Source organism: Litoribaculum gwangyangense, assembly GCF_039543505.1.
GTDB classification, from domain to species: domain Bacteria; phylum Bacteroidota; class Bacteroidia; order Flavobacteriales; family Flavobacteriaceae; genus Litoribaculum; species Litoribaculum gwangyangense.
Genome location: NZ_BAABJW010000004.1, coordinates 304,279 through 329,354 on the forward strand (window position 1 = coordinate 304,279; position 25,076 = coordinate 329,354).

The window sequence follows — 25,076 nt, forward strand, 5'->3', positions numbered from 1 at the left end:
CGTATTTGGCTATGGTTTCTTTTCGTGAAAATCCGCGAGGATTTTCCGCCGTAAACCGAAGATAGCAAATTTGCGAGGACTTTCCGAAAGGAAAGTCAGAAGCAATGAACTACAGCCTGTGTTGGCTACAGTTTTTTTTAACATCCGGGTGATTGATAAAACGAAATAATTTTCCATTCTCCATTGACTTTGGCAATTGTCATTTCTTTTATCAGGTCAGAAGATGTCAATTCCGATGCTACATATCCAATTTCTCCAGATGAAAGTTTTATTTCCAACCAACCTATTCCTTCAACGATTTGATATGTCGTTTTTTTGGTGGTCAAAATATTACAGTCACATTTGAATTTCTCAAAGGATGCAGTCCGAATTATTTTTGCTTTTAGACTTGGTTTTTCTCTAATGTTGACATTTTCTCCAAGAACGATAATTTCGTTATCTGTGTCAACATTTTTTAAGTACGATGGTCCATAAAAAATTGTCGAGTCGTGAGGAACAATTCTTTCAGGGTTTTCGTCCTTATCTCGGATAAATCCAAATCTTATGATTTTAAACATATCATTCCAAGACCGTTCAGCTCCCTCATTAAAATAGTATTTAATAAATTCCTCTTTACTACAACCTGGATAGCCACAACCATCGTTGCTTTCGAATACTCTTTCGGCAAGTAATTCTTTGAGTTTGGTCGTATCCTTTTTTATAACACAATTCAATAAGTCATTTTTGAATTTTAAAAAATCCGAATCCAGATAGGACTCATCACTAATCAATTGTGCATTTGCAGTTAAGCAAAAAAGTCCGATTAATATGTAGATTAAGCTTTTCATTCAAATTGTAGCCAACGTTTAAGCTAGGCAGCGTCTTAATTCGGCTTAGCAACCGATAAGCGAAGTTAGTTGAAAATTTTTACAAAGTCAATTAATCATTTCACCAAAAACATCCCAAAAAAAACAGCCAAAAACCCAAATACAAAACTAGCAATGGTGTAAATGGCAAAATTGGTAAAATCGCCTGTTTTTAAAAACACATGGTTCTCATAAGCAAAAGTTGAAAAGGTTGTAAAACCGCCGCAAAACCCTGTTGCCAATAATAGGGTTTGACTATTTGATAAAGTGTTGTTTTTAATGGCTAAACCCAAAATAATACCAATTAGCAAACTACCTAAAACATTAGCAACAAGGGTACCGTAAGGAATTACACCTTCTGAAGTGTTAAGATATTTGCCTATGAAATAGCGTAAAACACTACCAAAACCACCACCTAAAAAAACCATTAAAAATTGTTTCATACAATATTATTGAGGTCTTTTAACGGCTATATAAATTTCGGTAATCCAATCAGCAGGATTAGGTGTTTCCATTGGATCAGTCGAATATACTTCAAGCATGGGGCCATCATTTGGAATTTCTAGATTATTTTCTGGAATGTAATTCATGGCAGTTTCCCAAGCTTCTTTTAAATTCTTGTAATCACCTTTAAGGGTTGTTTTTAAGGCATTAAAAGGAAGAAATTGACCTGTTAAAATATCACTATTTGGCACTGTAATTACTTTTTCTGTAGTTGGTAAACAGCTTGAAAATATTACAGCATTGTTTTCCTCATCCCATTTAATATAATTTGCAAAAGGAGCTCCCGCCATTTTAATATGATGTTCTGAAGCATAATTAATTATTGTGGTCATCATTTCTTGCATTTTGGTGTTTAACTCACTTATTTTACAGGAAGTAGTATTGTATAAGTAATAACCACCTCCATGTTGTGTAATACCATTTATTTTAATGCTATACCTACTCATGTCGACTTGAATGATACTATCTAACTTGTACAACCCTCTATCAAAATCAGGGGCTGTGTTTTCTTCAATAGAGCCAGCAAAAGTGGTGTACATTTTGGTCATGAAATCTTGTTTTCCATTCATACCACAAGTTACTTTGGTGCCCTCCTCTGAAGTTTCAAACGTCCAGTTTATTTCAGACTCAGATTTAAATGGTTTTATAAATGTTATGTATTGGTTAATACTTTGATCAATGACAACTGATAAATTTTTCATACTTCCTTCACCTAAAATATCACCTTTCCATGCATAGTTTCCATTAGTACCTGAAGTTGTATCTCCAAAAATTAAAGTTGCGGTTGGCTCTTGCTCTATCCAAGGAGAAAAATCGGGCCAATTTTTAAAGTCGTTTACTTTGTTGAACACGACCGAAACAGGTGCTTTAATAATTTTACTTCTATTAAAACTAAACTCATTAGGTTGCACAGCAATGTATATGGCTAAGCCAATAATAGCTATGAGAATTAAAAATAAAATATATTTGAGAGCCTTCATTTTTTCGGTTTGAAGAATTATACAAACCAAATATAATCATTTTAAAATTTGATTTTAATGATGATTATCATTTAAGGCATTTGTTTTTGGAGAATTACAAGAAATTAAAAAGTTAAGGCTCCGTTTTTTTATTAACACTGAAAGTTAAAAGGATTAAATTAACTATTAATATCAAACAGATAATTAGTAACACTTTCATATTTGGTTTGTTTAGTTGTTACTAAGATGCATTAATTTTATAAAGGTTGCGTTTAAAAACAAACTTTTTTTAAAAAGTAAGTAAACAAACGTTTTCCTAGCTTTAAATCATTAATGAATTTTAATTTAAGAAGAATTTAATGGCAGCTATGAAAAGAATAAAACCAATGAATGCAATAAGAACCCAAAGGCTGCCAGCATAAAACTTTTTGTGTAGTTTCAGATCTTTACGGTAACTAAACCCAATGATAATCGCAAAGACAATAAAAAATAAAACACCAAAAATGATTTGACCTTTACTGAACATATAGTTATTTTTATGCAAATTTAATGAAATATAGTTGATGAAAAATAAAATAGAAGCAGTTAAAGCATTTCACGAGGCCTTTAAAATTGGATACAGGGAAACACCTAAGGCAGATTTAGGTATTGAAAAAAATATGCTACGTTATAAATTGATGCGAGAGGAAAATGAGGAGTATCTTGAAGCGGCTAATAATAATGATTTAGTTGAAGTTGCCGATGCCCTTGGAGATATGCTTTACATTTTATGTGGAACTATTATAGAACATGGTTTGCAATATAAAATTGAAGAGGTTTTTAATGAAATACAACGAAGCAACATGAGTAAATTGGGTGAAGATGGACAACCTATTTATCGAGAAGATGGTAAAGTTTTAAAAGGGCCTAATTACTTCAAACCAAATATTCAATCTATTTTAGACAAATAAAAAAAAGGACACTCATGAGTGTCCTTTTTTGTTATTCAACTTTATATCTCCATCCAAATGGGTCTTTAGTTTTATTGGTTTGTATGTCGGTAATTCGTTTCTTTAAATAACTGGCATAAGTATTCTCTAATTTCGGTAATTCAAAATCTTCATTCTTATAACCAAAACCAGATATAGGTGATATGACCGCAGCGGTTCCAGCTCCAAACATTTCTTTGAGTGATTTATTTTTAGCAGCCTCAATAACTTCGCTAACCGTAATTTTTCTTACTTCAACAGGAATGTTTTCAGATTTAGCAAGTTCTATGATACTTTTGCGCGTAATACCGTCAAGAATTCTATCACTGGTTGGTCCCGTAATCAACGTATCATTTATTCGTATAAAAATATTCATAGCTCCGGCTTCTTCTATATATTCATGGGAGTTATCGTCTGTCCAAATAACTTGTTGGTAACCTTTTTCAATGGCTAATTGTGTTGGGTAAAATTGACCTGCATAATTTCCACCAGCTTTAGCAAAACCAACACCGCCATTCGCAGAGCGTGAATAGGTTTCTTCAATTAAAACTCTAACTTCACCTGCAAAATAAGACCCAGAAGGTGCTGTTGCTATGATGAATTTGTAGGCATCGGCAGGTGAGGCATGAAAACCTTTTCCAGATGCAAAAATAAAAGGTCTGATGTATAACGAACTTCCATCCTTTTTTGGAATCCAATCTTTATCAACTTCTAATAAAGCTTTTAAACCATCCATAAAATAATGCTCTGGAAGTTCTGGAATAGCTAATCGTTTCGCTGAAATATTCAAGCGCTTAAAATTATCTAATGGTCGAAATAACAAAATATTATCATCAGTGTCTTTATAGGCTTTCATCCCTTCAAAAATAGATTGTCCATAGTGAAAAATCTTAGCAGAAGGGTCTAAGGTAATTGGGCCATAAGGCACCACTTTGGGTGCTTGCCATTTTCCGTCTTTAAAATCACACTCAAGCATGTGGTCTGAAAAAACAGTCCCAAATTTTAAATTATCAAAATCTACATCCTGAATTTTAGTAGTTTTGGCCTTTATAATCTCTATATCGTGGATTATAGCGTTCATAAGTCTCATTATTTAGTGACACAAATTTAAAGAAAAACGTTTTTAAAAAAGCGCTATATTTACATAAATCGTTTAAAATTGAAATATTTCCAGTATGAAATCCATTAGCCTAGTAATTATCTCTATTTTATTGTTAAATTCTTGTAAGAATAAAAATGATGAAGCTCAAAAACCAACAGATAATGTAGAAGAAATATCCTATGCTTCCGTTGGAAAAGAAATACTAAAGGATGATGCCATAACATCAAGTGCTATGGCATCACACTATAAAACCATGAAAATAGGTGATAGTATCGATACTAAAATGATTGCTAAAGTGACTGATGTTTGTCAAGCAAAAGGTTGCTGGATGACCTTAAATCTAGAGGATGGAAATGAGGTTATGGTAAAGTTTAAAGATTATGGTTTTTTTGTACCTAAGGATATTGCTGGCAAAGAGGTTATTATAAATGGAAAAGCTTTTGTAAACGAAGTTCCAGTTGAAGAGTTGCGGCACTATGCCGAAGATGCAGGCAAGTCAAAAGAAGAAATAGCACAAATTACAGAGTCCAAAAAAACCTATTCTTTTGAAGCTGATGGTGTTTTGATTAAACAATAATTTGAAAAGAGAAATTGTTATTACGGCCGACGGCTCAACCACTATACACTTACCTGACTGGAATGAGCATTATCATTCTAAACATGGCGCCATACGAGAAGCGTATCATGTTTTTATAAATCATGGTTTGTGTCATTTTCTCAATTATGAACTTGGTTCAAGACCTCATAAACCCATATCCATTCTCGAAATTGGCTTTGGTACGGGATTAAATGCTTTTATAACGTTACTTGAAGCAGAAAAATTAAAACTCAATATTGATTATATTGGTGTAGAAGGCTATCCTGTTTTAAAGGATGAAATAAATTTACTTAACTATCCCAAAGAATTAAATTCTAAAGAAAACGAGGCATATTTCGAAAATTTACATGACGTTTCTTGGAATGAAAAACACACAATTACTTCATGGTTTTCATTAACCAAACAACAAAAAATGTTTCATGAGGTGCATGATTTGTGTGTTTTTAATATCATTTATTTTGATGCTTTTGGGGCACGAGTTCAACCTGAATTATGGACTGAAAGTATATTTCAAATCATGTATAATGCTTTAAAACCAAATGGAATTTTAGTTACTTATGCTGCCAAGGGTAGTGTTCGAAGAGCCATGAAAGCTGTTGGGTTTAGTGTTGAAAAATTACCGGGACCACCAGGAAAGCGAGAAATGTTAAGGGCTACCAAATAATAATTAGTTATAGCTTTTTTGATATTTAATAATTCAGTTTTTCATTATCATTGATTAATTGGTAATCGTTTTGTTAAACCTTCCATAAATCTCTAAGATAAAGTATAGCCTTTTTGTATTTTTACAGAAAAAAGAAAATGCGTGTTTTAATTACTGGAGCAACAGGATTGATTGGAGGAAAAATTGTTAAAATTTGCCACCAAAATGGTATAAAAATAAACTACTTAACCACTAGCAAATCTAAAATTAATGATGATGAAAATTATCAAGGGTTTTTTTGGAATCCAAAATCTGGTGAGATAGATAAAGAATGTTTTAAAAATGTGACTGCCATTATTCATTTGGCAGGAGCATCGGTATCTAAGCGTTGGACCTCCTCATACAAAAAGGAAATCTTAAATAGCCGTTTGGAAACTACTCAATTGCTGGTAAAAACCTTAAGTGAAATAAATCATTCTGTAACGCAAGTAGTTTCAGCTAGTGCCATAGGAATTTATCAAGATTCATTGACCAACTATTATGATGAAGATTATAAGGTAAAAGATGAGACGTCTTTTCTTACCCATGTTGTAAAAGAATGGGAGCAAGCTGTTGATGCCTTTTCTTCATTAAACATTATGGTTTCAAAAGTTAGAATAGGATTGGTATTATCAAAAAATGGTGGAGCCTTAAAAGAAATGGTTAAACCTATTAAGTTTGGTGTTGGTGCAGCTTTTGGAACTGGTCAACAATGGCAATCATGGATACATATTAATGATTTGGCTAGACAGTTTGTTTATATTTTAAAGCATGATTTGGAAGGTGTGTTTAATGGAGTAGCTCCAAACCCGGTTAGCAATCAAGAATTAACCAAAGCAATTGCAAATATTTTAAACAAACCGTTGTTCCTTCCCAATATCCCCAAGTTTTTTATGAAACTGGTTTTAGGAGAAATGCATACCATTTTATTTGAAAGCCAACGGGTAAGTTCTAAAAAAATTGAGGATAATGGGTTTGAATTTAAATACCATCATCTGCAACCTGCTCTAGAAAATTTATTAAAATAACTTTTCAATAACGAAAACCTTAAGAGTTATTTTACAGTTCCTAACTAAGAGTTTAAAATTTGATTGATTTCCATTAATTAAAACCAAACCAAACCTTGAAAAATTGACACTTAAACTACTTATAATCAGTGAAAAAATGTCAGTTTTTTGTTAAAAATTCTTTAAAAGCAAGACATAATATCCTAAAGAAAGATTTGGTATTTTAATTGCATTCATTAGTTTATAAAATTCAAAAAGAATACATGTTTAACTTAAAATTTTTTAACAATGAGCAATTTAGCAACATTACCGAAAAATGGAAGTTTAGCAAATAAAAATAAAGTCTCAAACTTCCCATCATTATCAAGTTGGTTTGACGATTTTTCATTAACCGACTTCCCATCATTATTTGCTACAAATTTTAATACAGGTATTTCACTACCCAAAGTTAATATAAAAGAGGTGGCCGATGCCTTTATAGTAGAAATGGCAGTACCAGGATTAAAGAAATCTGACTTTAATATCAATTTAGAAAATAATATCTTATCCATTTCTGCTGAATTGAAGGAAGAAAATGAAAATGTAAACGATAATTACACTCGTAGAGAATTTGGTTACTCATCATTTAAAAGAACCTTCACTTTGCCAGAAACAGTAAATGATAGTAAAATAAACGCCAAATATACCGATGGTATTTTACATGTGCATCTTCCAAAAAAAGAGGAAGCTAAACAAAAACCACCACGTACCATTAGTATTTCATAATTATAAGATTAGGTTCGTTTAGTTACATTAAAAAAGCTGCTTTAATAAAGGCAGCTTTTTTTGTAGGTTACCACCAATGCTAATCAAATTAATAAAAAAGCTCTTTTTGTTTCATGACAATTGTCATAATTATTTATGGCTTTTTACTATACTTTTAAAGTACTAAATTTTATTTGTCATGAAAACTAAAAAGAACCCACAATTAGAAATTGGCAGAAATAGCAGTATTTATTTTGCTATTGGACTAAACTTAATGTTGTTGTTATCATGGCGTGCATTGGAATACAAAACTTATGAGAAGACAGACTATGTCATGGATATTGTTAATGTTGATCAACAACTAGAAGAGGATATACCTTTAATTAATGCCAATACGCCACCGCCACCGCCACCACCTGTTGCCATTCAAGAATCTATCCAAATTGTTGAAGATGTGGAGGAAATAGAGGAAACTGTTATCGAAAGTACAGAGACTGGTCAAGATGATGCGATAGCAGAGCATGTAGTTAATGTTAGTGATGTTAATGTTGAAGAGGTTGAAGAAGAAGTTGAAGTTGCCTTTGCCATTATTGAAGATGTGCCTGTATATCCTGGTTGTGAAGGTCTAAGCAAAGAGCAAACCAAAGCTTGTTTTCAAGCTAAGATCCAAGAACATGTGAAAAGGAATTTTGAATATCCTGAATCTGCTTTACAACTTGGTATTCAAGGACGTGTATCAGTAGTATTTGTAGTAGACTCTAAAGGTTTTACTACAAATATAAGATCAAGAGGTCCAGATAAGATTTTAGAAAAAGAAGCAGAACGCATCATTGGCTTGCTACCCAAAATGCAACCTGGAAAGCAACGAGGTAAACCAGTAAAAGTAGCTTATGCAGTTCCTATATTCTTTAAATATGCCGAACAATAATTATTAATGGATATTATTTTAAGCTAAGAGGTTGTCTAAAAATATATTTTTAGACAACCTCTTTTGTTTTCAAAAATAATATTGACGTCATCCTTTCTTTATAAACCAACATTTCAGCCTGAAAAAACAACAATTCGGTTATTCGCTTTTTCAAAAACGATCTTCGTAATTGATATTTGTATGGTAATTAAAAAATAAAACATCATGCAAAATCTACCTAAAATCATTTGTCTATTATTAATTAACCTCTCTTTTTCATTTGCTCAAGAAAATAAAAATCAAAATGTAACTGTAAATGTTTCCAACTTAAATAGTAATGATGGCAAAGTTTTTATCGCTATTTATGATTCCAAAGACAGCTTTTTAAACAAAGGATTTAAATCATATGTTACTAAAATTGAAAATTACTCTTGTAGTTTAACTTTTGAAAATATACCAAGTGGCAATTATGCTATTTCATTATATCATGATGAAAATGATAATAATAAAATGGATAGTAATTTTATGGGAATTCCTAAAGAAGATTATGGGTGTTCAAATAACGCTAAAGGTTTTATGGGACCACCAAAATGGGAAGACGCCAAATTTGAGATAAACAACAAACCAGTTATTCAAAATATTCAACTTTAAAATCAAATAAAAATGAAACATTTAATCATCATTACAACACTATTAGTTTCTGTATTAACAAATGCACAAACAAACTACGAAAAAGGGATGCAGAAAGCATTCGAATTATGGGGAAGTAACAACCCAACTGAGGCATCAAATATGTTTGAACGTATTGCAAATGCAGAACCAGATAATTGGTTACCCGCTTATTATGCAGCACAAATAAACATCATGAATAGTTTTGGCGAAAAAGATGAAGAAAAATTGAGTGCTAAGCTTAAAAAAGCTCAGGATTTAATTAATGATGCTACAGCTATTTCAAAAGATAATCCAGAAATTATGGTGCTTCAAGCACTTTTACATACCGCTTGGGTAGCTTATGATGGGGCAACTTACGGTATGACATTGTCTGGAAAAGTAGTTGAACTATATACTAAGGCTGCTCAAATTGCGCCCAACAACCCAAGAGTAGTGTATTGTAAAGCCGAGTGGGATATGGGAGGTGCTCGCTATTTCGGACAGGATACAACACCGTTTTGCAAAGATATGGAACGTGCCATTGAACTTTTTGCTAACTTTAAACCAGAAACACCATTTCACCCAAATTGGGGTAAAGAACGTGCTGTTCAAGTTTTAGAATCTTGCAGAAAATAAAGATTGTTAAATTAAAGGTAAGTTATGACAAAATTGGTTAAAAATATCTTCATTACTTTTATTATAGGATGTATTGTGTTTATTGTTGGGCACTTAATGTCTGATGGTTTTCAATTTGATAGTGTTAATGAGGCATTAATCGATTTCGCATTTTACCAATTGTATTCTTTTGTTCTGGGGTATTCAAACATGTATTTTTTTGATTACATGGAACGCCGAAACTGGAAAAAAAATGATACCATAAAGCGCATTATTGTTGGCATTATAGGTACTACCATTATTACCTTAATTGGTTTGTTTTTCCTAAGAGCATTCTCTTCATTTGTTTTTACTGATAGGACTTTTTATGAATTTATAGCAAACGAAAAATTTCAGTATTATAAATTTGGATTGTGGATTACCTTAACCATAGTAAGTGTTTTTCACGTTATTTATTTTTACAATAGATATCAGCAGAACAGAATTAAAGAGCAAAAGGTAATTGCTGGTACAGCGAGCGCCAAGTTTGATGCTTTAAAAAATCAATTAGACCCACATTTTTTATTTAATAGTTTAAATGTTTTAACAAGTTTAATAGAAGAAAACCCTAAAAGTGCACAAAAGTTTACTACCTCCTTATCAAAAGTATACCGTTACGTATTGGAACAAAAAAACAAAGAATTAGTTACGGTTGATGAAGAGTTGGAATTTGCACAAACTTACATGACTTTACTCAAAATGAGGTTTGAAGACAGCATTGTTTTTAATATGCCAGAAAGAGCATTAAACCCTGAGAGCAAAGTAGTACCATTATCATTACAATTATTATTGGAAAATGCCGTAAAGCATAATATGGTGACTAGCACTAAACCATTACATATTAAAATTTATGAAACTCCAGATAGCTTGGTAGTTGAAAACAATTTACAACCCAAACAAATAGTGAAAAAAAGCAGTGGAGTGGGATTAAGTAATATTATGCAACGATACGATTTATTAACAAATAAAAAAGTAATAATTACAAAGGAAACAAACAGGTTTGCAGTAGCCATACCTATACTTACAAAACAAATATCAGTTATGAGACCCATTGAATCAAAATCGAAATTTAATGATAGTTACATGCGTGCACGTAATTATGTAGACGAACTAAAAGGTTTTTATTATAGCCTAGTATCCTATTTTTTAGTAATTCCCTTTCTCATCTTTATTAATTACAAAACATCCTGGAGTTTTCAATGGTTTTGGTTTCCAATGTTTGGTTGGGCTTTAGGTTTAGCTATACAAGCCTTCAGGATTTTTGTAAATAATGGTGTTTTTGGAAGAGATTGGGAAAAGCGCAAAATAGAACAGTTTATGCGCGAGGAAGAGAAAAATCGTTGGAATTAATAACTTAAAATTATGGAAAATTATAACATAAAACCCTATAACGATGAGACTTCTGAAGAACGATACAGAAGAGAGGAGGCGTATTTAAGAGCCAAAGAAAAAGTAAAAAAAATAATAGGTTTTTATTGGCACTTAGCCTCATACATAATAGTAAATATATTTATCATTATTTTAATTGTAAGTAATGGTGGCAAGCTATTTAGTTTCGGCACATTTGCAACACCTCTTTTTTGGGGCATAGGTTTATTTTTTCACTTTATGGGAGTATTTGGTCCAGATTTTCTGTTCGGAAAAAACTGGGAGGAGCGTAAGATAAAAGAGTATATGGATAAAGAACAAAACAGCCACAAATACGAATAAATATCAATTAATAAAATTTATAATAAAAATTGATACACAATGAATATTATCATAATAGAAGATGAAAAACCATCGGCACGCAGGTTACAGCGCATGCTTGAAAATTTAGATTTAAGTACCGAGGTAATGTTGCACTCAGTTGAAGAATCCATCAATTGGTTTCAAATCAATAATCATCCAGATTTGATTTTTTTGGATATCCAATTAAGTGATGGTTTATCCTTTGAAATTTTTGAAACTTTAGAAATAAAATCAGCCATCATATTCACTACCGCTTATGATGAGTATGCGCTTCAAGCCTTTAAATTGAATAGTATTGATTATTTATTAAAACCCATTGATGAAGATGATTTGGCGAAAGCCGTAAAAAAATATCAAGAACGTATACCGCAAAAACAAGCTGTGACTTTAGATTTTAACGATATTAAAAAACTGCTTGTAAACCCTATTGATCGCGATTATAAAAAACGCTTTTCGGTAAAAGTAGGTCAACATTTAAAGCTTATTTCTATTGATGATATAGAATGTTTTTACAGTGAGAACAAAGGTACTTATTTGCATACCAATGAAGGTAGAAATTATCTTTTGGACACTACTTTAGAACTATTGGAAAACGAGCTAGACCCTCAAACTTTTTTCCGAATAAATCGTAAATTCTTTGTGAATATTAATGCTATAAAGGACATGGTGAGTTACACCAACTCACGCTTGCAAATAAAACTCAATTCTTATAAAGATGATGATGTTATTGTTGCTCGTGAGCGGGTAAAGGATTTTAAAGCGTGGTTGGAATAATTATTAATTATCAGTATTTCAAATAATTAAAAATTTAAGATTTTACCTTTACATAGGTATTTAATACTAACCCATTTTCATTATCTAAAAAATTAATCTTTAATAAGTGTTTATTTCTTTTTCCAATAAACTTTCGAGATTTATCAAGTTTTTTTCTACAACTTTATAACTATCACGAAGCAAAGTGTTATATATATAATAAAGATTATCAATTTCATTTTCCCAAAGTATCATAGATAAAATCTGCCGATTATCAATTTGATCTAGCTGACTATTCCCCAATTTCTTCCAATGTGAAAATTTGTTGTCAATTTCCCTTAAAGATGTATTGTTGTATAAGAAAGGAATTAAATTATTGTTTGTGTCATGTTCAATATTATTTTCCCGGAATTTAACCGTTTCCATTATAGTTGGAATACTATAAATAAGATTTTTTAAACTATCGTTTTCGAAACTGGCAACTTCACCGGTAGACAAGGCCTCTTTTAGGACAGCGGTACTAAAATTATAGGTTGGTGTACTCAATAAATCAAAAACTAAACTATCAACTAATCTTGGATTCACATCCGAATAGTCATTTCCAATTAGTTGTAACATATGAAATGCGGAGCTTATAAGTTTTTCAGTAGAAGTTATTTCTTTTTCCAGTTCTACCAAGTTCTTTTTTGTTTCTACAAGAAGCCTCTTACTTAATTGTAAATTATTTTTTTGTTGGGTCTTAGCGTTATTCCAGTTATTAATCTGAAGGGCAATCAAAATCCCAATAACCACGAGTATGATTTCTCCAATAGCATATTTAAAATATTTGGTAGTTATTCCTTCGGAAACTAGATTTTGGCGAATTTTTCTAAAGAATTTTAACATGAATATTTATTAGTTTTTATAAAGTAAAGTATTATGAGATTTAGTATTGGTTTGGAGTTTTGATATTTCTATTATCTGTAGTTCAAATTATATGAATGATTTTAAAAAACATTTACTGTTTAGCCAACTTTCGCATCATCACCCATTGTTTCAGCATGTCCCGGGCATCTTGCGCAGGATAACCCAATACCGTTTCGCCGGCTTTTACATCATTCATAACACCAGATCCAGCACCAACCGTGGCACCCGAATGTATGGTAGTATGGTCTTTTATAGAGGCACTTCCGCCTATAATAACGCCGTCACCTAGGGTTACTGAACCAGCAAGACCGCTATGTCCTGCCATGATGCAATAGCGTCCCATAACACTGTTATGTGCTATTTGCACGAGGTTATCAATTTTACAGCCATCGCCAATTATTGTTGAACTAAACTTAGCCCTGTCTACACAAGAGTTGGCACCTATTTCAACAGAATGCCCAATAATAACGTTTCCTATTTGGGGTATTTTAACCAATCCGCGTCCATCATCACTTGGGCGGTATCCAAAACCATCGGCTCCAATACTAACATTGACATGAAAAATACAATGGCTACCAATAATACAACGCTCGCGAATAACAGTTCCAGACCAAACTGTGGTATGGTTACCAATAGTAGTTTCATCAAACACGCAAACATTAGGATAAAGTATCACGTCATCACCCAGCTCAACATTTTTACCAATATAGCAGTGAGCACCAATTTTACAGCCTTTACCAATAATAGCTGTTTTATGAATGACTGCTGTTGGGTGAATATCAGTTTCAAAAATGGGTGGTGATTGGTTAAAAAGTTCTAAAACCTTAGCCATAGCTAAATCGGCATTTTTTACTTTAATGATGGCGCGATTATCAAAGGCCTCAACGGTTATGTTATCGTTCACAATCGCCGCACAGGCTTTTGAATCAGTCCAATATTTCACATATTTTGTGCTACCTATAAATGAGATATGATTGCTTTTAGCTTTTTGCAGCTCTTCAGGCCCGTCAATTTTTTGAGTAGTATTTCCAATTAATTCGCCTTTTAAAACATGGTTAATGTCTTGTATGGTGTAAGATGCCATTGTATTTTATTTAGGTTAGGAAACGTAAATCTACTCGAAAAAAAACAGAAAACGGGTTTTTTAATCTTCTATCCTATTTTCATCAAAAGCTGATGGTAATAATTTTGGAATAAACTTAACCACTAGAGGCAACAATAAGGCACCACCTGGAAGCATAAATATAGCAAGACTAGGTATCGATTTAAAAATATCCAACAATTGCTCTTGTACTTTTTTTTGCTCCTCTTTGTTTAAATCTCTTACGGTTGATTGTGTAAGCAATACCATAAGTTCTTTACTGTCTTTTAATTCTTGATAAAGGCGCTTTCTATTTCTAGAAATAAGTTTGACAACCATTTTACTGGAATTGTTATAAAAACTTTGAACAATATTTTTTGAACTTAACAAGGAAATATTATCCTTATTGTTGGTATAGAAGGTGTTAATGGTATTAATGGAATTCAGTATAACAGACGATTCTAGTTTTAAACCTTTTCCGAGTTTTTTTAAAAAATGTTCTTCCCCAAAATCTATAACAGCATCAGTCCAAGTAGCCATACATGCCAAGTCTAAGATATAGTATTTCTCATGTTTGGATTTTATATAACTAATGGCAGTTTTATAACTTAGATGCGTGTTATCTTGGTAACGGAGCGATGATTCAAAAAGTTTTATTAAACTCTCATCGTACTGGTTTTTTATAACTTTAGAATTTAAAACACTCAGGGATATGGAACCAATGGCGGCTTCTATGTTTTTTAAATAATCAATAGAAATAGTATGATCTTCAAGGTACTTCTTATAGGCAAGAACATCAACAAACAAAAGGGCATTAATGATAAAATAGTTAAAATTTTTTGTAATAATATTGGCATCAATTTGAATGCGCTTATGGATGATTTTTTCTAGTTGATCGCTGGATTTTTTCCCAATTAAAAAATCTTCAAAAAAGGATGTTTTGGTTTCGTTAATACTTTTATAAAAGTTGATGACGCTATCTATAAAGTAAATTTCAGAGTCAGATTTTCTATAAGTATAGTAGAAGGCTAAACATAAATTAACCTTACAGATTTCTTCTTCAGTTAAGTCTTTTTTATCAGTTACCTCTGAAACAACGGTTAAATTACTGCCATAAATAAAGCCACAATATCTTAAATCATGATAAAATCTGTCTTCATCATAACTTAAAAAAGGATGGTTTGAACCGATCTCTTTAAGTAATTTTTTTATCCAACCAGAACTTGATGGGTTCATAAATACAACTTGAATAAGTTATGGCATAAAAGTAATGCTTTTTAAAAAAGTAGAGTATCATTTTTTCTTTATTTGATTGCTATATGCGAGTTAATGGATAGACCATTTGCAGTATAATCCACCATATTTATAATTTAGATGTATAATTCAACAAAGTTTAAAATTTTCAATACAAACTCAAGTATTTCAATAGTAATGATAAAATTAGATGTACCTTTGAACCGAATTAAAGGAGTAACCTAAATAAATAGTGTTTGCTTCAAAAACACCATTTATGTCATTTCACTCTCTAGGCTTATCCGAAGCCTTGCTAAAAGCCGTTAGCAAAAAAGGATACACAACCCCAAGTCCTATTCAACAAAAAGCCATTCCACCTATTTTAGAAGGAAAAGATATATTGGCATCCGCACAAACGGGTACTGGAAAAACAGCTGGTTTTACCTTGCCACTTTTACAACTACTTTCTGAAAATTCAAAAGAAAAATTTCGACCCATCCGTGCTTTAATTTTAACCCCAACACGTGAATTGGCTGCTCAAGTCTACGCTAATGTGAAGGAATACAGTGAGTTTTTAAATTTACGAAGCGCCGTTATTTTTGGAGGCGTTAACCAGAAACCTCAAGCAGCAACCATCCGTCAAGGAATTGATATTTTGGTAGCAACTCCAGGACGTTTACTCGATTTACAAAACCAAGGACTATTATCGCTAAAACGTGTTGAAATACTGGTTTTAGATGAAGCCGACAGAATGCTTGATATGGGCTTCCTAAGGGATATAGAGCGCATTATGAACATGATGCCCGAAAAACGACAAAATTTAATGTTTTCGGCTACCTTTTCAAAAGACATAAAAAAACTGGCGCATGGTATTTTAAAACATCCCGTACAAGTGGAGGTCACACCAGAAAATACGACTGTTGATGCCATCAATCAAAAAGTATACAGGGTTGCCAAAGGTTTAAAAACCGATTTAATCATCAAATTAATTTTAGAGGGCAATTGGAAACAAGTTTTAGTATTTACAAGAACCAAACATGGTGCCAACAAGCTTTGTGAAAAAATGGGTAAAGCGGGAATTAAAGCCGCTGCCATACACGGAAATAAAAGCCAAGGCGCTCGAACAAAGGCGTTAGCTGGTTTTAAAAGCGGTAACGTAAGTGTGTTGGTGGCCACCGATATTGCAGCAAGAGGCTTGGATATTCCGTTGTTGCCACACGTTATAAATTTTGAATTGCCCAATATTTCTGAAGATTATGTGCATAGAATAGGTAGAACGGGTAGAGCAGGAGCCAGTGGCGAAGCGCTTTCATTAGTGAGTGCCGATGAAACGACGTTTTTAAGAGATATTGAAACGTTGATTGAAATGAAACTTCCAGTGGAAATTGTGGAAGGTTTTGAACCCGACCCAAACGCCTCAACAGTTCCTATAAAACCAGGCCAAGGCAGACAACATAGAAGTCCGAGAAATACCTCGAACAACTCTGGGAATTCTAATAGAAGTTCCAATAGAAACAATAAATCAAGACGCCCGAAGCGCAATAACGACAGACGAAATTAATATTTTGGAATTACAACCTAATAATCCGTTACATGGTATTAAGCTAGAGCAAATGATACATGATTTGGTAGCTTATTACGGTTGGGAATATATGGGAACCATCATAAAAATTAGGTGCTTTACGGATAACCCTTCGGTAAAATCCAGCTTAAAATTTTTACGGCGCACCCCTTGGGCAAGAACCAAAGTGGAAACCATGTATTTAAAGATGCTGAAGGATAAAAGGTAGTTTTGAGAGGTTCGTTTAACGTGTTTGAATAAGATTAATTGCGTGATTAAGGAACTAATTTAGCAAATAAATCGTCGATAGAATATCCGGCAGGAATGTGCCTAAGGGGGCAGTAACCAAGCAATTAATTTTACACTGTTTTGTCAAATGTTACTTTTAAGAATTCGGAATATATTTACTTTTATTGATTAATTGCTGGAGAAAATAAAACTTGAGCATTAATCTAATTAAGAATAATACTAATAATTCTAATTATAATGTTATATCTTTCAAAATGAGAATATATTGAATTAGAATTTATGGATGCTATAAAATTTAAAAACAACCCAGAGGAAAAAGAGTTTTATAGACAATTAAAAGACAAAGTTTTCAAAGAACTTAATGGCAGGAATTTTTATGGAAATGCCGATTTTTGGAAGAAAGGAATGTTTTGGAGTGTTGTCAGCTATTCAGGTTACTTTTTTTTATTTAATGATAGTATAAATAAATTGGTTTTCTGGTTTTTGTTTCTGGTATTTCAATTAGCAGGCTTATTAATTGGATTTAGTTTGGGTCATGATGCAGCTCATAATACAGCCTTCAAGAGCAAAAAGGCAAATGCTATTCTTCATTTCTTTAGTTTTATGACTATAGGGATTGACCCTTTATTATGGGGTTTGAGACATATAAGGTCCCATCATTTATATGCAAATGTAGAAGGGAGTGATATAGATATTGATAAAAACCCTTTTTTAAGGTTAAGCCCAGTCCATCCGTGGAAAAAGAAGCATAAATATCAACATATTTATGCTCCATTTGTTTATATGCTAGCATTAATACATTCTGTTTTTATGGGTGATTGGATTTACTTATTCTCAAAAGATTATGATTGGATGACAAAAGGAATTTCTAAATGGGAACTGTACCTAAGATTTATAATTTTCAAAATTCTTTATTTCTCATTAGTTATTATTTTGCCAATAACATTCTCTAATTTTTCTTGGCAATTTGTGATTATGACTTATCTTACAACTGGTGGAATAGCAGCGTTATTATTTATTATTATGTTAGTTGGAACGCATTTTTTTATTGAAGCCGCATATCCAGAATCAAATGATGGTGAAATTGAACACACTTGGGCTGTTCATCAATTAATGACTAGTTGTGATTGGAATGCCGATAAAAAGTGGGCAAGGTTTATCAGTGGTGGAGCTAATTGTCATGCTGCTCATCACCTTTTCCCAAATGTTTGCCATACTTATTATAAAAAAATAAATCCTATTATTGAGGACACTACTCATGAATTTAATATTGTATATCATAATAAGACATTGGGTAATATGATGATTTCACATTTAAAGCATTTAAAAGAAATGGGTAAAAGGTAGTTTAAACTGATAAAATAATTCAAATAGTTTCTTTGTTCTATCATTTAATTATTGCCAATGAGATGATATGATATCGTTTTAATACTTCTACTTAGCTCAGTACAGGTTTTTATATCAGCAGTTAAACGAAGTTATCGTTTATTTTCTGTAAGCTACCAGCGTTGAAATGGCAGGCACATTTACCGATTCACTTATGGTTTTTCCATCTTCTAAGGTAAAGGTGTCACCCATAACGGCTAGTTGCCAATCACCATCCAACGCATATTTAAACGGTTTGGTGTTCGCATTGTAAATCACCAAAATATCTCTCCAAGAATCACCATTAGCGTTGTTACTTATTTGATAACTCACCAACCCATCTTCAACGATTTTAAATTCCAGGTGGTTTCTTACATCTTCCGCTGAAGTCATTCTAAAGGCTGGATGCATTTTACGTAACGCGATGAGGTTTTTGTAATACGCAACTACATTGGCGTGTTTTATTTTCCAATTCCAATCTATTTGGTTAATACTATCAGGTAAATTATAAGAATTGTGTTCGCCATTTTTGGTTCGTAACATATCGGCTCCTGCATGTAAAAAGGCTACACCTTGTGAAGTTAAAACCACGGCATTGGCCAATTTATCCATCGCTATAATAGCCCTTTCATCGGCATCGTTTCTTGATATTTTTAGTTTATCGTAAAGTGTATGGTTATCGTGGCACGATACATACGATATGGCTTGCCAAGGTTCATTGGCCCAAGGTTCATGGGAATAATTAACCGCTTTATAATCTATTTGTGGATGTTGAATAGCACCAACAACCCCAAACTTTATCGATTCCTCAGTATCCTTAGCACCACTCACAAACCCTGTACTTTCATCTTCAAAAACAGAACCTTTTAGGCCATCTCTTATATCATCACTAAAAGCTGAAACTTGTGGCATTTTTTTTATGTGTTGCTTCAAAGCCCGGTCTTCAACAGGTAATGGGGAATCTCCAGCGGTCCATCCTTCACCATAAACAAAAATATTAGGATTTACTTTTTTAACGGCATCTGTAACCTCATTCATAGTTATGATATCGTGGATACCCATTAAATCGAAACGAAACCCATCCAAATGATATTCTTTTGCCCAATAGGAAACCGATTCTATAATGAATTTGCGCATCATCTCTTTTTCTGAAGCGGTTTCATTACCACAAGCAGAGGCATCAGCTTGTTTACCATCATCCAAAAATCTGTAATAATAATCGGGAGCTTCTAAATTGAAATTGGAATTTTCAGTCTTTCCCGTATGGTTATAAACCACATCTAAAATAACACCAATGCCATTTTCGTGAAAGGTTTTTACCATGGTTTTAAATTCCTTAATACGTACTTCGGCATCAAACGGATTTGACGAAAAAGATCCTTCGGGCACATTGTAATTTTGCGGATCGTAACCCCAATTAAATTGTGGGGTTTCTAAATTGGTTTCGTCAATAGAGTAGTGGTCGTAAGTTGGCAATAAATGTACATGCGTAATACCCAATTCTTTTAAATGATCGATTCCCGTTGTTTTGCCTTTAGGGCCTTTAGTGCCCTCTTCAACCAAACCTAAATAAGTCCCGGGCATACTCGAACCCGAATTCGGATGTATGGTCATATCTCGAATATGAAGCTCATAAATAATGGCTTCGTTAGGATATTTTAAATTAGGACCTTTATCATTTTCCCAATCAAGGGGGTTCGTGCTTTCTAAATCTATTACCATAGCCCGTTTTCCATTCACGCCAACAGCTTGTGCATAAATACCTGGTGTTTCTTCAAGCCATTGGTCATCAAACATGATTTGATAGGTATAATAAACACCTTCTAAATCACCCTTTAATTGAATTAGCCAAAGGTTGTTTTCTGAAGCGGTTAACTCATGGGTTTCACACGAAAAGCCATCAAGACCATCTTTATACAGGTTCAGTTTGACTTTTTCTGCTGATTGTGACCATAATTTAAATGTGGTCGATTCTTTATTATGATCTAACCATAGACTCGTTTTAGAGGCAGTTTCAATATTTTTAGTGACAATTGTTTTGTTTTCTTCTAAACAGGACGTTATTATCATAATTAGGAATATAAGGCTGTATTTGAATTTCATTATAATTGGTTTTTTTTGATATTTAAACCATTGCTGAATTTACTTAGATCTAAAAATAGGTAATATCTCTATTAATTCACAAAAGTTATTTTAAATTCATACTTTGGAAAACAATTTGTTTCGTTATGCGGCACACCATTTTTTTGCTTTTTATTCCTTTTTTTGTGGTTAGCTGTAATTCACAAAATAGTATAGAAAGAATTATAGATATTAAATATGCAGAAGTGAATAACACCAATTTACTATTGGACATTTATTTACCAAGCCATATAAAAAATCCAAATATGGTTGTTTGGGTTCATGGTGGTGGATGGGTTTGTGGGGATAAAAACAATCCACCAATTGAAATTGTAAACAAGGGGTATGCGCTTGCCAGTGTTAATTATCGATTGGCTACCGAAGCGCAATTTCCTGCTCAAATTTTTGATATTAAGGCCGCTATTAGGTTTTTACGAGCCAAAGCTTCAGAATACCAATATAATGCTGAAAACATTGTTATAGCAGGGTCTTCGGCTGGAGGACATTTGGCAGCCTTGGTTGGGGTTACAAATAATACCCCAGATTTAGAGGGTACTTTGGGTGATTATTTAGATACATCCTCTGCAGTGCAAGGTATTGTAGATTTTTATGGGCCTGCAAATTTGTTGACCATTTTAAACCAATCTACACCCCACAGTATGAAGGTTCGAGTACCTGCATTAAAAAAATTATTAGGTGATTTACCTGAAAAAAGGACTGAGTTAGCCAAATTGGCTAGTCCTGTTTTTCATGTGGATGACACCGATCCACCATTACTAATAATGCACGGAAATCAAGATTTGCAAGTTCCCATCGATCAATCCCACGAACTAGAAAATGAGTATAAAAAGCATCATTTAGAAGTTCAATTTAAGGTTATATATGATGGTGGCCATGGCGGACCAAAATTAGAAACTCAAGAAAATTACGATATCACCTGTAAGTTTTTAGATAAAATTTTTAAAGTTAATTCATGAAAAAATTAAAATTCCCATCGGCACAAACGGTATTATTAATTATTGCTGCCTTGGTGGCTTTGTTAACTTGGGTAGTACCCTCTGGTAAGTTTGATACCCTTGCTTTTGATAGAGATACTAATATGTTCACTATCAATAGTCTTGGTAAATCAACTCAAATGGAAGGATCCCAAGCATCCCTGGATAAACTACAAATAAAAATTCCGTTGGAAAAATTTACTAGTGGCGATATTTGGAAACCTATCAGTATTCCAAATACCTACAAAAAAGTGGAAGCCAATCCGCAAGGGTGGAAAGAATTTATTATGTCTCCTATAAAAGGAATCATTCAAGGTGCAGATATTATCATTTTAGTTCTTTTTATTGGCGGTCTTATTGGTGTTGTAAACAGCACAGGAGCTTTTGAAGGTGGCATATCATGGTTGTCTAAAACCTTACAAGGGCGAGAATTCATCCTGATTATTTTGGTCACATTTTTGGTAGCACTTGGTGGTACTACTTTTGGGTTAGCGGAAGAAACCATTGCTTTTTTCCCTATTTTAATTCCCGTTTTTATCGCGGCAAAATATGACGCTTTAGTAGGTGTCGCTTGTATATTTATAGGGTCATCTGTAGGTACCATGGCTTCAACAGTTAATCCGTTTAGTGTAATCATAGCTTCTGATGCTGCAGGAATTAATTGGACAACAGGGCTTTATGGGCGAATTGCCATGTTTTTAATCTGTACCACCATTTGTGTCATTTATATTATTCGATATGCCCAAAAAATAAAAAATGATCCTACAAAATCCATTATTTATGACCAAAAAGAAGACATAGAAGGTATGTTTCCAATGTTAATAACCGATACTAATATAAAATTAACATCGAGATTAAAATTGGTACTATTTGTGTTTTCGCTTTGTTTTGTGGTTATGGTTTATGGGGTTTCTATGTTGGAATGGTGGTTTGTGGAAATGACAGCAACATTTTTTGCAGGTGGACTTTTGATTGGAATTATTATGAATATGAATGAAACCAAATTTGTAGATACATTTGTGAAGGGTGCCACAGATTTATTAGGGGTTGCTTTTATTATTGGTATCGCCAGAGGGGTTACAATTTTGATGGATGAGGGTTTAATTAGTGATACATTACTTTACCATTCAAGCAATTTAACTAATGGCATGAACAAAGTAGTGTTTACAAATGCCATGACGCTCATTTATGCTTTTTTATCTTTTTTTATTCCATCCTCTTCAGGAATGGCAGTCTTAACCATGCCTATTATGTCTCCATTGGCAGATGGTGTTGGTGTTGGTAGAGAGTTAGTTGTAAATGCTTATCAATACGGTATGGGACTGTTTTATTTCATTAATCCAACAGGTTTAATCTTAGCCTCATTAGCCATCGTGAAAATTGGTTTTAATAAGTGGTTGAAATTTATTTTGCCGTTGGTAATTATACTAATTTTTGTAACTATACTGTTTATGACGGTTTCAGTGTATCTCTAAATTCCTAATTGTCTTAAACCTTCATAAACTACTATGCCAACGGCATTGGCAAGGTTTAAACTTCTAACTTGATTGCTATATAGAGGTATTTTATATAATCTTTCTGAATTTTGTTTAATAATGGTTTTTGATAAGCCAACCGATTCTTTTCCAAAAATCAAGAAGAGGTTATCTTTAAAAGGTATATTCCAATGGCTTTTTGTGCCATGACTTGAAAGAAAAGCCATGTTTTGATTTTTGTATTTTTCAAAAAACACATCCGAGTTTTCATAAAAGTGAACATCGAGGTGTTGCCAATAATCCAATCCAGCACGTTTTAATCGTGTATCATCTATCTCAAACCCAAAAGGTTTTACAAGGTGCAGTTTTGAGCCCGAGGCTAAAGCCAAACGACCAATGTTACCAGTATTGTTTGGTATTTCAGGTTCAATTAAAACGATGTTTAAAGGCATATAAGAATAAACTATTTGACTTCGTAAGTTAGCTTCATGGTAATAGAAGCTGTTTTTTCCTTAGAAGAGGTATTATAGGCGCCTCCCCATGAATAATCTTCGTTAGAATTTTGCCCAGTGATTTGAAAAATACCCATCTGTGCTATGGAAAGATTGCCAAGGGTAGCTCCAGAATTTTCTGAAATACTTTTGGCACGCAAGCGAGCATTTTCGGTAGCTCTCGAAACCATTTCAATTTTTAAATCTTCAAGTTTTGTATAGTAATATCTGGGAGCCATGGAATATAGTTGAATACCTTTGTTCAATAATTCTGTAACTTCCCGTGATATTTTTTCAACCTTTTCCACTTCTTTTGAATTTATTTGAACGGTTTGATTTAAGGTATAGCCAGTAAATTCTTGCCCTATATATTTTCCATCGGAGGAATAATTTTGCTTCATGTTCTTGTCAGTAGTCACAGCATTAAAAACAATAACATCATCGTTTAGACCTTTAGATTTAAGATATTCAGAAATAGTTTCTTTATCTTTTTTTAAATCGGCATAAGCTTCTTTTAAATCTTTATTTATTTGCGAAAATCTAGCTTCCCAAACAATGAGGTCGGAAGTAAAGTTTGTTTGCCCTAGTCCGGTTACTGAAATAGTTCCAGCCTTTTTATTCCTATTGATAATAGCATGGCCTAAAATTATAGATGCAAAAACAATCGCAATTGCAAAAACAATGGCATTTAGATTTTTTTTCATTGAAACAGGTTTTAATTTAAACAAAGGCTACCGTATGGAGCTAACAAATTTATGGATGAAATCTACCGAATTTTCAGTGAGAAATTTTATGAAAGCACTCCCAATAATAGCGCCTTTGGCATATTGTGTTGCCTGAGTAAAGGTTTCATTACTAGAAATACCAAACCCAATAATTTGAGGGTTTTTTAAATCCATATTTGATATACGTTTAAAATACTCATTCTGGTCGTCACCAAAACCAGACTGGCTACCTGTAACGCTGGCGCTACTTACCATATAGATGAATCCATCAGACACAGAATCTATGAAATGAATGCGCTCCTTAGATGTTTGCGGTGTAATTAAAAACACATTAATAAGACCATATTTATCGAAAATAGTTTTGTATTGTTCATGGTAAACATCTACGGGTAGATCAGGTATAATCAAACCATCGATACCAATCTCTTGGCATTTTTTACAGAAATCTTCAACTCCATATTGCAACATAGGGTTAAAATATCCCATAATGATTAATGGAATAGAAACGGTTTTTCTTACATCTTTTAATTGATTAAACAAAACTTGGGTGGTCATACCATTTTTTAAAGCCCTAGTGGAACTGTCTTGAATAGTAGGTCCATCAGCTAATGGATCGCTAAACGGGAGACCGATTTCAATCATATCCACACCATTTTTTTCTAAATCTTGAATGATGGCAAAGGTATCATCTAAATTAGGGTAACCTGCTGTAAAATATATAGATAGAAGTTTTTTATCTTCCTTTAATTTTTGATTTATTCTGTTCACA

27 protein-coding genes are annotated in these 25,076 nt (G+C 32.9%); 16 read left to right on the forward strand and 11 right to left on the reverse strand.

Annotated features, from left to right (window positions below):
• Positions 1-137: 137 nt before the first annotated feature.
• From ABD963_RS12560 to ABD963_RS12570, 3 genes are all read right to left on the reverse strand, one after another.
• Entirely contained in the window at positions 138-713 is a 576-nt protein-coding gene (locus ABD963_RS12560; RefSeq protein WP_345277332.1) for an SH3 domain-containing protein, read from the reverse strand.
• Positions 714-922: 209 nt separating this feature from the next.
• Positions 923-1,288 (reverse strand): fluoride efflux transporter CrcB, encoded by a 366-nt coding sequence (crcB, locus tag ABD963_RS12565; RefSeq protein ID WP_345277333.1) that lies wholly within the window; start codon positions 1,286-1,288, stop codon positions 923-925.
• 6 nt (positions 1,289-1,294) lie between these two features.
• A complete protein-coding gene (locus tag ABD963_RS12570) occupies positions 1,295-2,329 on the reverse strand; it encodes an SRPBCC family protein (protein ID WP_345277334.1) in 1,035 nt (344 codons plus the stop codon).
• 542 nt (positions 2,330-2,871) lie between these two features.
• On the opposite strand from ABD963_RS12570, the gene ABD963_RS12580 reads away from it, so the two are divergent.
• Complete coding sequence (locus ABD963_RS12580) at positions 2,872-3,258, forward strand: pyrophosphohydrolase domain-containing protein (RefSeq protein WP_345277336.1); 387 nt, start codon at positions 2,872-2,874, stop codon at positions 3,256-3,258.
• A 31-nt stretch (positions 3,259-3,289) separates the two neighbouring features.
• Here ABD963_RS12580 and ABD963_RS12585 read toward each other — a convergent pair whose 3' ends face one another.
• Positions 3,290-4,357 carry a branched-chain amino acid aminotransferase gene (locus ABD963_RS12585; RefSeq protein WP_345277337.1) on the reverse strand — a complete coding sequence of 356 codons (1,068 nt, stop codon included), beginning with the start codon at positions 4,355-4,357 and terminating at the stop codon, positions 3,290-3,292.
• A gap of 94 nt (positions 4,358-4,451) precedes the next feature.
• On the opposite strand from ABD963_RS12585, the gene ABD963_RS12590 reads away from it, so the two are divergent.
• The 10 genes from ABD963_RS12590 (at position 4,452) to ABD963_RS12635 (ending at position 12,126) form a co-directional block, all read left to right on the forward strand.
• Positions 4,452-4,955: a DUF4920 domain-containing protein gene (locus tag ABD963_RS12590; protein WP_345277338.1), complete on the forward strand. Its 504-nt coding sequence runs from the start codon at positions 4,452-4,454 to the stop codon at positions 4,953-4,955.
• A gap of 1 nt (position 4,956) precedes the next feature.
• Positions 4,957-5,640, forward strand: a complete 684-nt coding sequence (gene mnmC2, locus ABD963_RS12595) for a tRNA (5-methylaminomethyl-2-thiouridine)(34)-methyltransferase MnmC2 (protein ID WP_345277339.1) — start codon at positions 4,957-4,959, stop codon at positions 5,638-5,640.
• A gap of 137 nt (positions 5,641-5,777) precedes the next feature.
• Positions 5,778-6,686, forward strand: coding sequence for a TIGR01777 family oxidoreductase (locus ABD963_RS12600; RefSeq protein ID WP_345277340.1), 909 nt, complete (start codon positions 5,778-5,780; stop codon positions 6,684-6,686).
• A 267-nt stretch (positions 6,687-6,953) separates the two neighbouring features.
• Entirely contained in the window at positions 6,954-7,430 is a 477-nt protein-coding gene (locus ABD963_RS12605; protein ID WP_345277341.1) for an Hsp20/alpha crystallin family protein, read from the forward strand.
• 178 nt (positions 7,431-7,608) lie between these two features.
• A complete protein-coding gene (locus ABD963_RS12610) occupies positions 7,609-8,337 on the forward strand; it encodes an energy transducer TonB (protein ID WP_345277342.1) in 729 nt (242 codons plus the stop codon).
• A gap of 204 nt (positions 8,338-8,541) precedes the next feature.
• Complete coding sequence (locus ABD963_RS12615; protein ID WP_345277343.1) at positions 8,542-8,967, forward strand: DUF2141 domain-containing protein; 426 nt, start codon at positions 8,542-8,544, stop codon at positions 8,965-8,967.
• 12 nt (positions 8,968-8,979) lie between these two features.
• Positions 8,980-9,603: a tetratricopeptide repeat protein gene (locus tag ABD963_RS12620; protein ID WP_345277345.1), complete on the forward strand. Its 624-nt coding sequence runs from the start codon at positions 8,980-8,982 to the stop codon at positions 9,601-9,603.
• Between the two features lie 24 nt (positions 9,604-9,627).
• A complete protein-coding gene (locus tag ABD963_RS12625; protein ID WP_345277347.1) occupies positions 9,628-10,971 on the forward strand; it encodes a histidine kinase in 1,344 nt (447 codons plus the stop codon).
• Positions 10,972-10,983: 12 nt separating this feature from the next.
• Positions 10,984-11,331 (forward strand): 2TM domain-containing protein, encoded by a 348-nt coding sequence (locus tag ABD963_RS12630; RefSeq protein WP_345277348.1) that lies wholly within the window; start codon positions 10,984-10,986, stop codon positions 11,329-11,331.
• A gap of 39 nt (positions 11,332-11,370) precedes the next feature.
• Positions 11,371-12,126, forward strand: coding sequence for a LytR/AlgR family response regulator transcription factor (locus tag ABD963_RS12635; RefSeq protein WP_345277350.1), 756 nt, complete (start codon positions 11,371-11,373; stop codon positions 12,124-12,126).
• Between the two features lie 99 nt (positions 12,127-12,225).
• On the opposite strand, the gene ABD963_RS12640 is transcribed toward ABD963_RS12635, so the two are convergent.
• From ABD963_RS12640 to ABD963_RS12650, 3 genes are all read right to left on the reverse strand, one after another.
• Positions 12,226-12,990, reverse strand: a complete 765-nt coding sequence (locus ABD963_RS12640; RefSeq protein WP_345277352.1) for a DUF6090 family protein — start codon at positions 12,988-12,990, stop codon at positions 12,226-12,228.
• Between the two features lie 112 nt (positions 12,991-13,102).
• A complete protein-coding gene (gene lpxD, locus ABD963_RS12645; RefSeq protein WP_345277354.1) occupies positions 13,103-14,095 on the reverse strand; it encodes a UDP-3-O-(3-hydroxymyristoyl)glucosamine N-acyltransferase in 993 nt (330 codons plus the stop codon).
• Positions 14,096-14,155: 60 nt separating this feature from the next.
• Complete coding sequence (locus ABD963_RS12650) at positions 14,156-15,328, reverse strand: LETM1-related biofilm-associated protein (protein WP_345277357.1); 1,173 nt, start codon at positions 15,326-15,328, stop codon at positions 14,156-14,158.
• Between the two features lie 274 nt (positions 15,329-15,602).
• On the opposite strand from ABD963_RS12650, the gene ABD963_RS12655 reads away from it, so the two are divergent.
• From ABD963_RS12655 to ABD963_RS12665, 3 genes are all read left to right on the forward strand, one after another.
• Complete coding sequence (locus ABD963_RS12655) at positions 15,603-16,886, forward strand: DEAD/DEAH box helicase (RefSeq protein ID WP_345277359.1); 1,284 nt, start codon at positions 15,603-15,605, stop codon at positions 16,884-16,886.
• Between the two features lie 4 nt (positions 16,887-16,890).
• Positions 16,891-17,115: a VF530 family protein gene (locus ABD963_RS12660; RefSeq protein WP_345277361.1), complete on the forward strand. Its 225-nt coding sequence runs from the start codon at positions 16,891-16,893 to the stop codon at positions 17,113-17,115.
• 299 nt (positions 17,116-17,414) lie between these two features.
• The gene (locus tag ABD963_RS12665; RefSeq protein WP_345277363.1) at positions 17,415-18,482 is read left to right on the forward strand and encodes a fatty acid desaturase family protein; all 1,068 of its coding nucleotides are present in this window, start codon (positions 17,415-17,417) and stop codon (positions 18,480-18,482) included.
• Positions 18,483-18,620: 138 nt separating this feature from the next.
• On the opposite strand, the gene pulA is transcribed toward ABD963_RS12665, so the two are convergent.
• Complete coding sequence (gene pulA / locus ABD963_RS12670) at positions 18,621-20,570, reverse strand: type I pullulanase (RefSeq protein ID WP_345277364.1); 1,950 nt, start codon at positions 20,568-20,570, stop codon at positions 18,621-18,623.
• 158 nt (positions 20,571-20,728) lie between these two features.
• On the opposite strand from pulA, the gene ABD963_RS12675 reads away from it, so the two are divergent.
• Positions 20,729-21,598 (forward strand): alpha/beta hydrolase fold domain-containing protein, encoded by an 870-nt coding sequence (locus ABD963_RS12675; protein WP_345277366.1) that lies wholly within the window; start codon positions 20,729-20,731, stop codon positions 21,596-21,598.
• Positions 21,595-23,091 (forward strand): YfcC family protein, encoded by a 1,497-nt coding sequence (locus ABD963_RS12680; RefSeq protein ID WP_345277368.1) that lies wholly within the window; start codon positions 21,595-21,597, stop codon positions 23,089-23,091. The genes ABD963_RS12675 and ABD963_RS12680 overlap by 4 nt, the downstream gene beginning before the upstream one ends.
• On the opposite strand, the gene ABD963_RS12685 is transcribed toward ABD963_RS12680, so the two are convergent.
• The 3 genes from ABD963_RS12685 to trpA are packed head-to-tail and all read right to left on the reverse strand — an operon-like array spanning position 23,088 to position 25,075.
• A complete protein-coding gene (locus ABD963_RS12685) occupies positions 23,088-23,543 on the reverse strand; it encodes a tRNA (cytidine(34)-2'-O)-methyltransferase (RefSeq protein ID WP_345277370.1) in 456 nt (151 codons plus the stop codon). The two genes, ABD963_RS12680 and ABD963_RS12685, sit on opposite strands and share 4 nt — an antisense overlap.
• Before the next feature lie 11 nt (positions 23,544-23,554).
• The gene (locus ABD963_RS12690) at positions 23,555-24,286 is read right to left on the reverse strand and encodes an SIMPL domain-containing protein (protein ID WP_345277372.1); all 732 of its coding nucleotides are present in this window, start codon (positions 24,284-24,286) and stop codon (positions 23,555-23,557) included.
• Positions 24,287-24,313: 27 nt separating this feature from the next.
• Positions 24,314-25,075, reverse strand: a complete 762-nt coding sequence (gene trpA / locus ABD963_RS12695) for a tryptophan synthase subunit alpha (protein ID WP_345277374.1) — start codon at positions 25,073-25,075, stop codon at positions 24,314-24,316.
• Position 25,076: the final 1 nt, after the last annotated feature.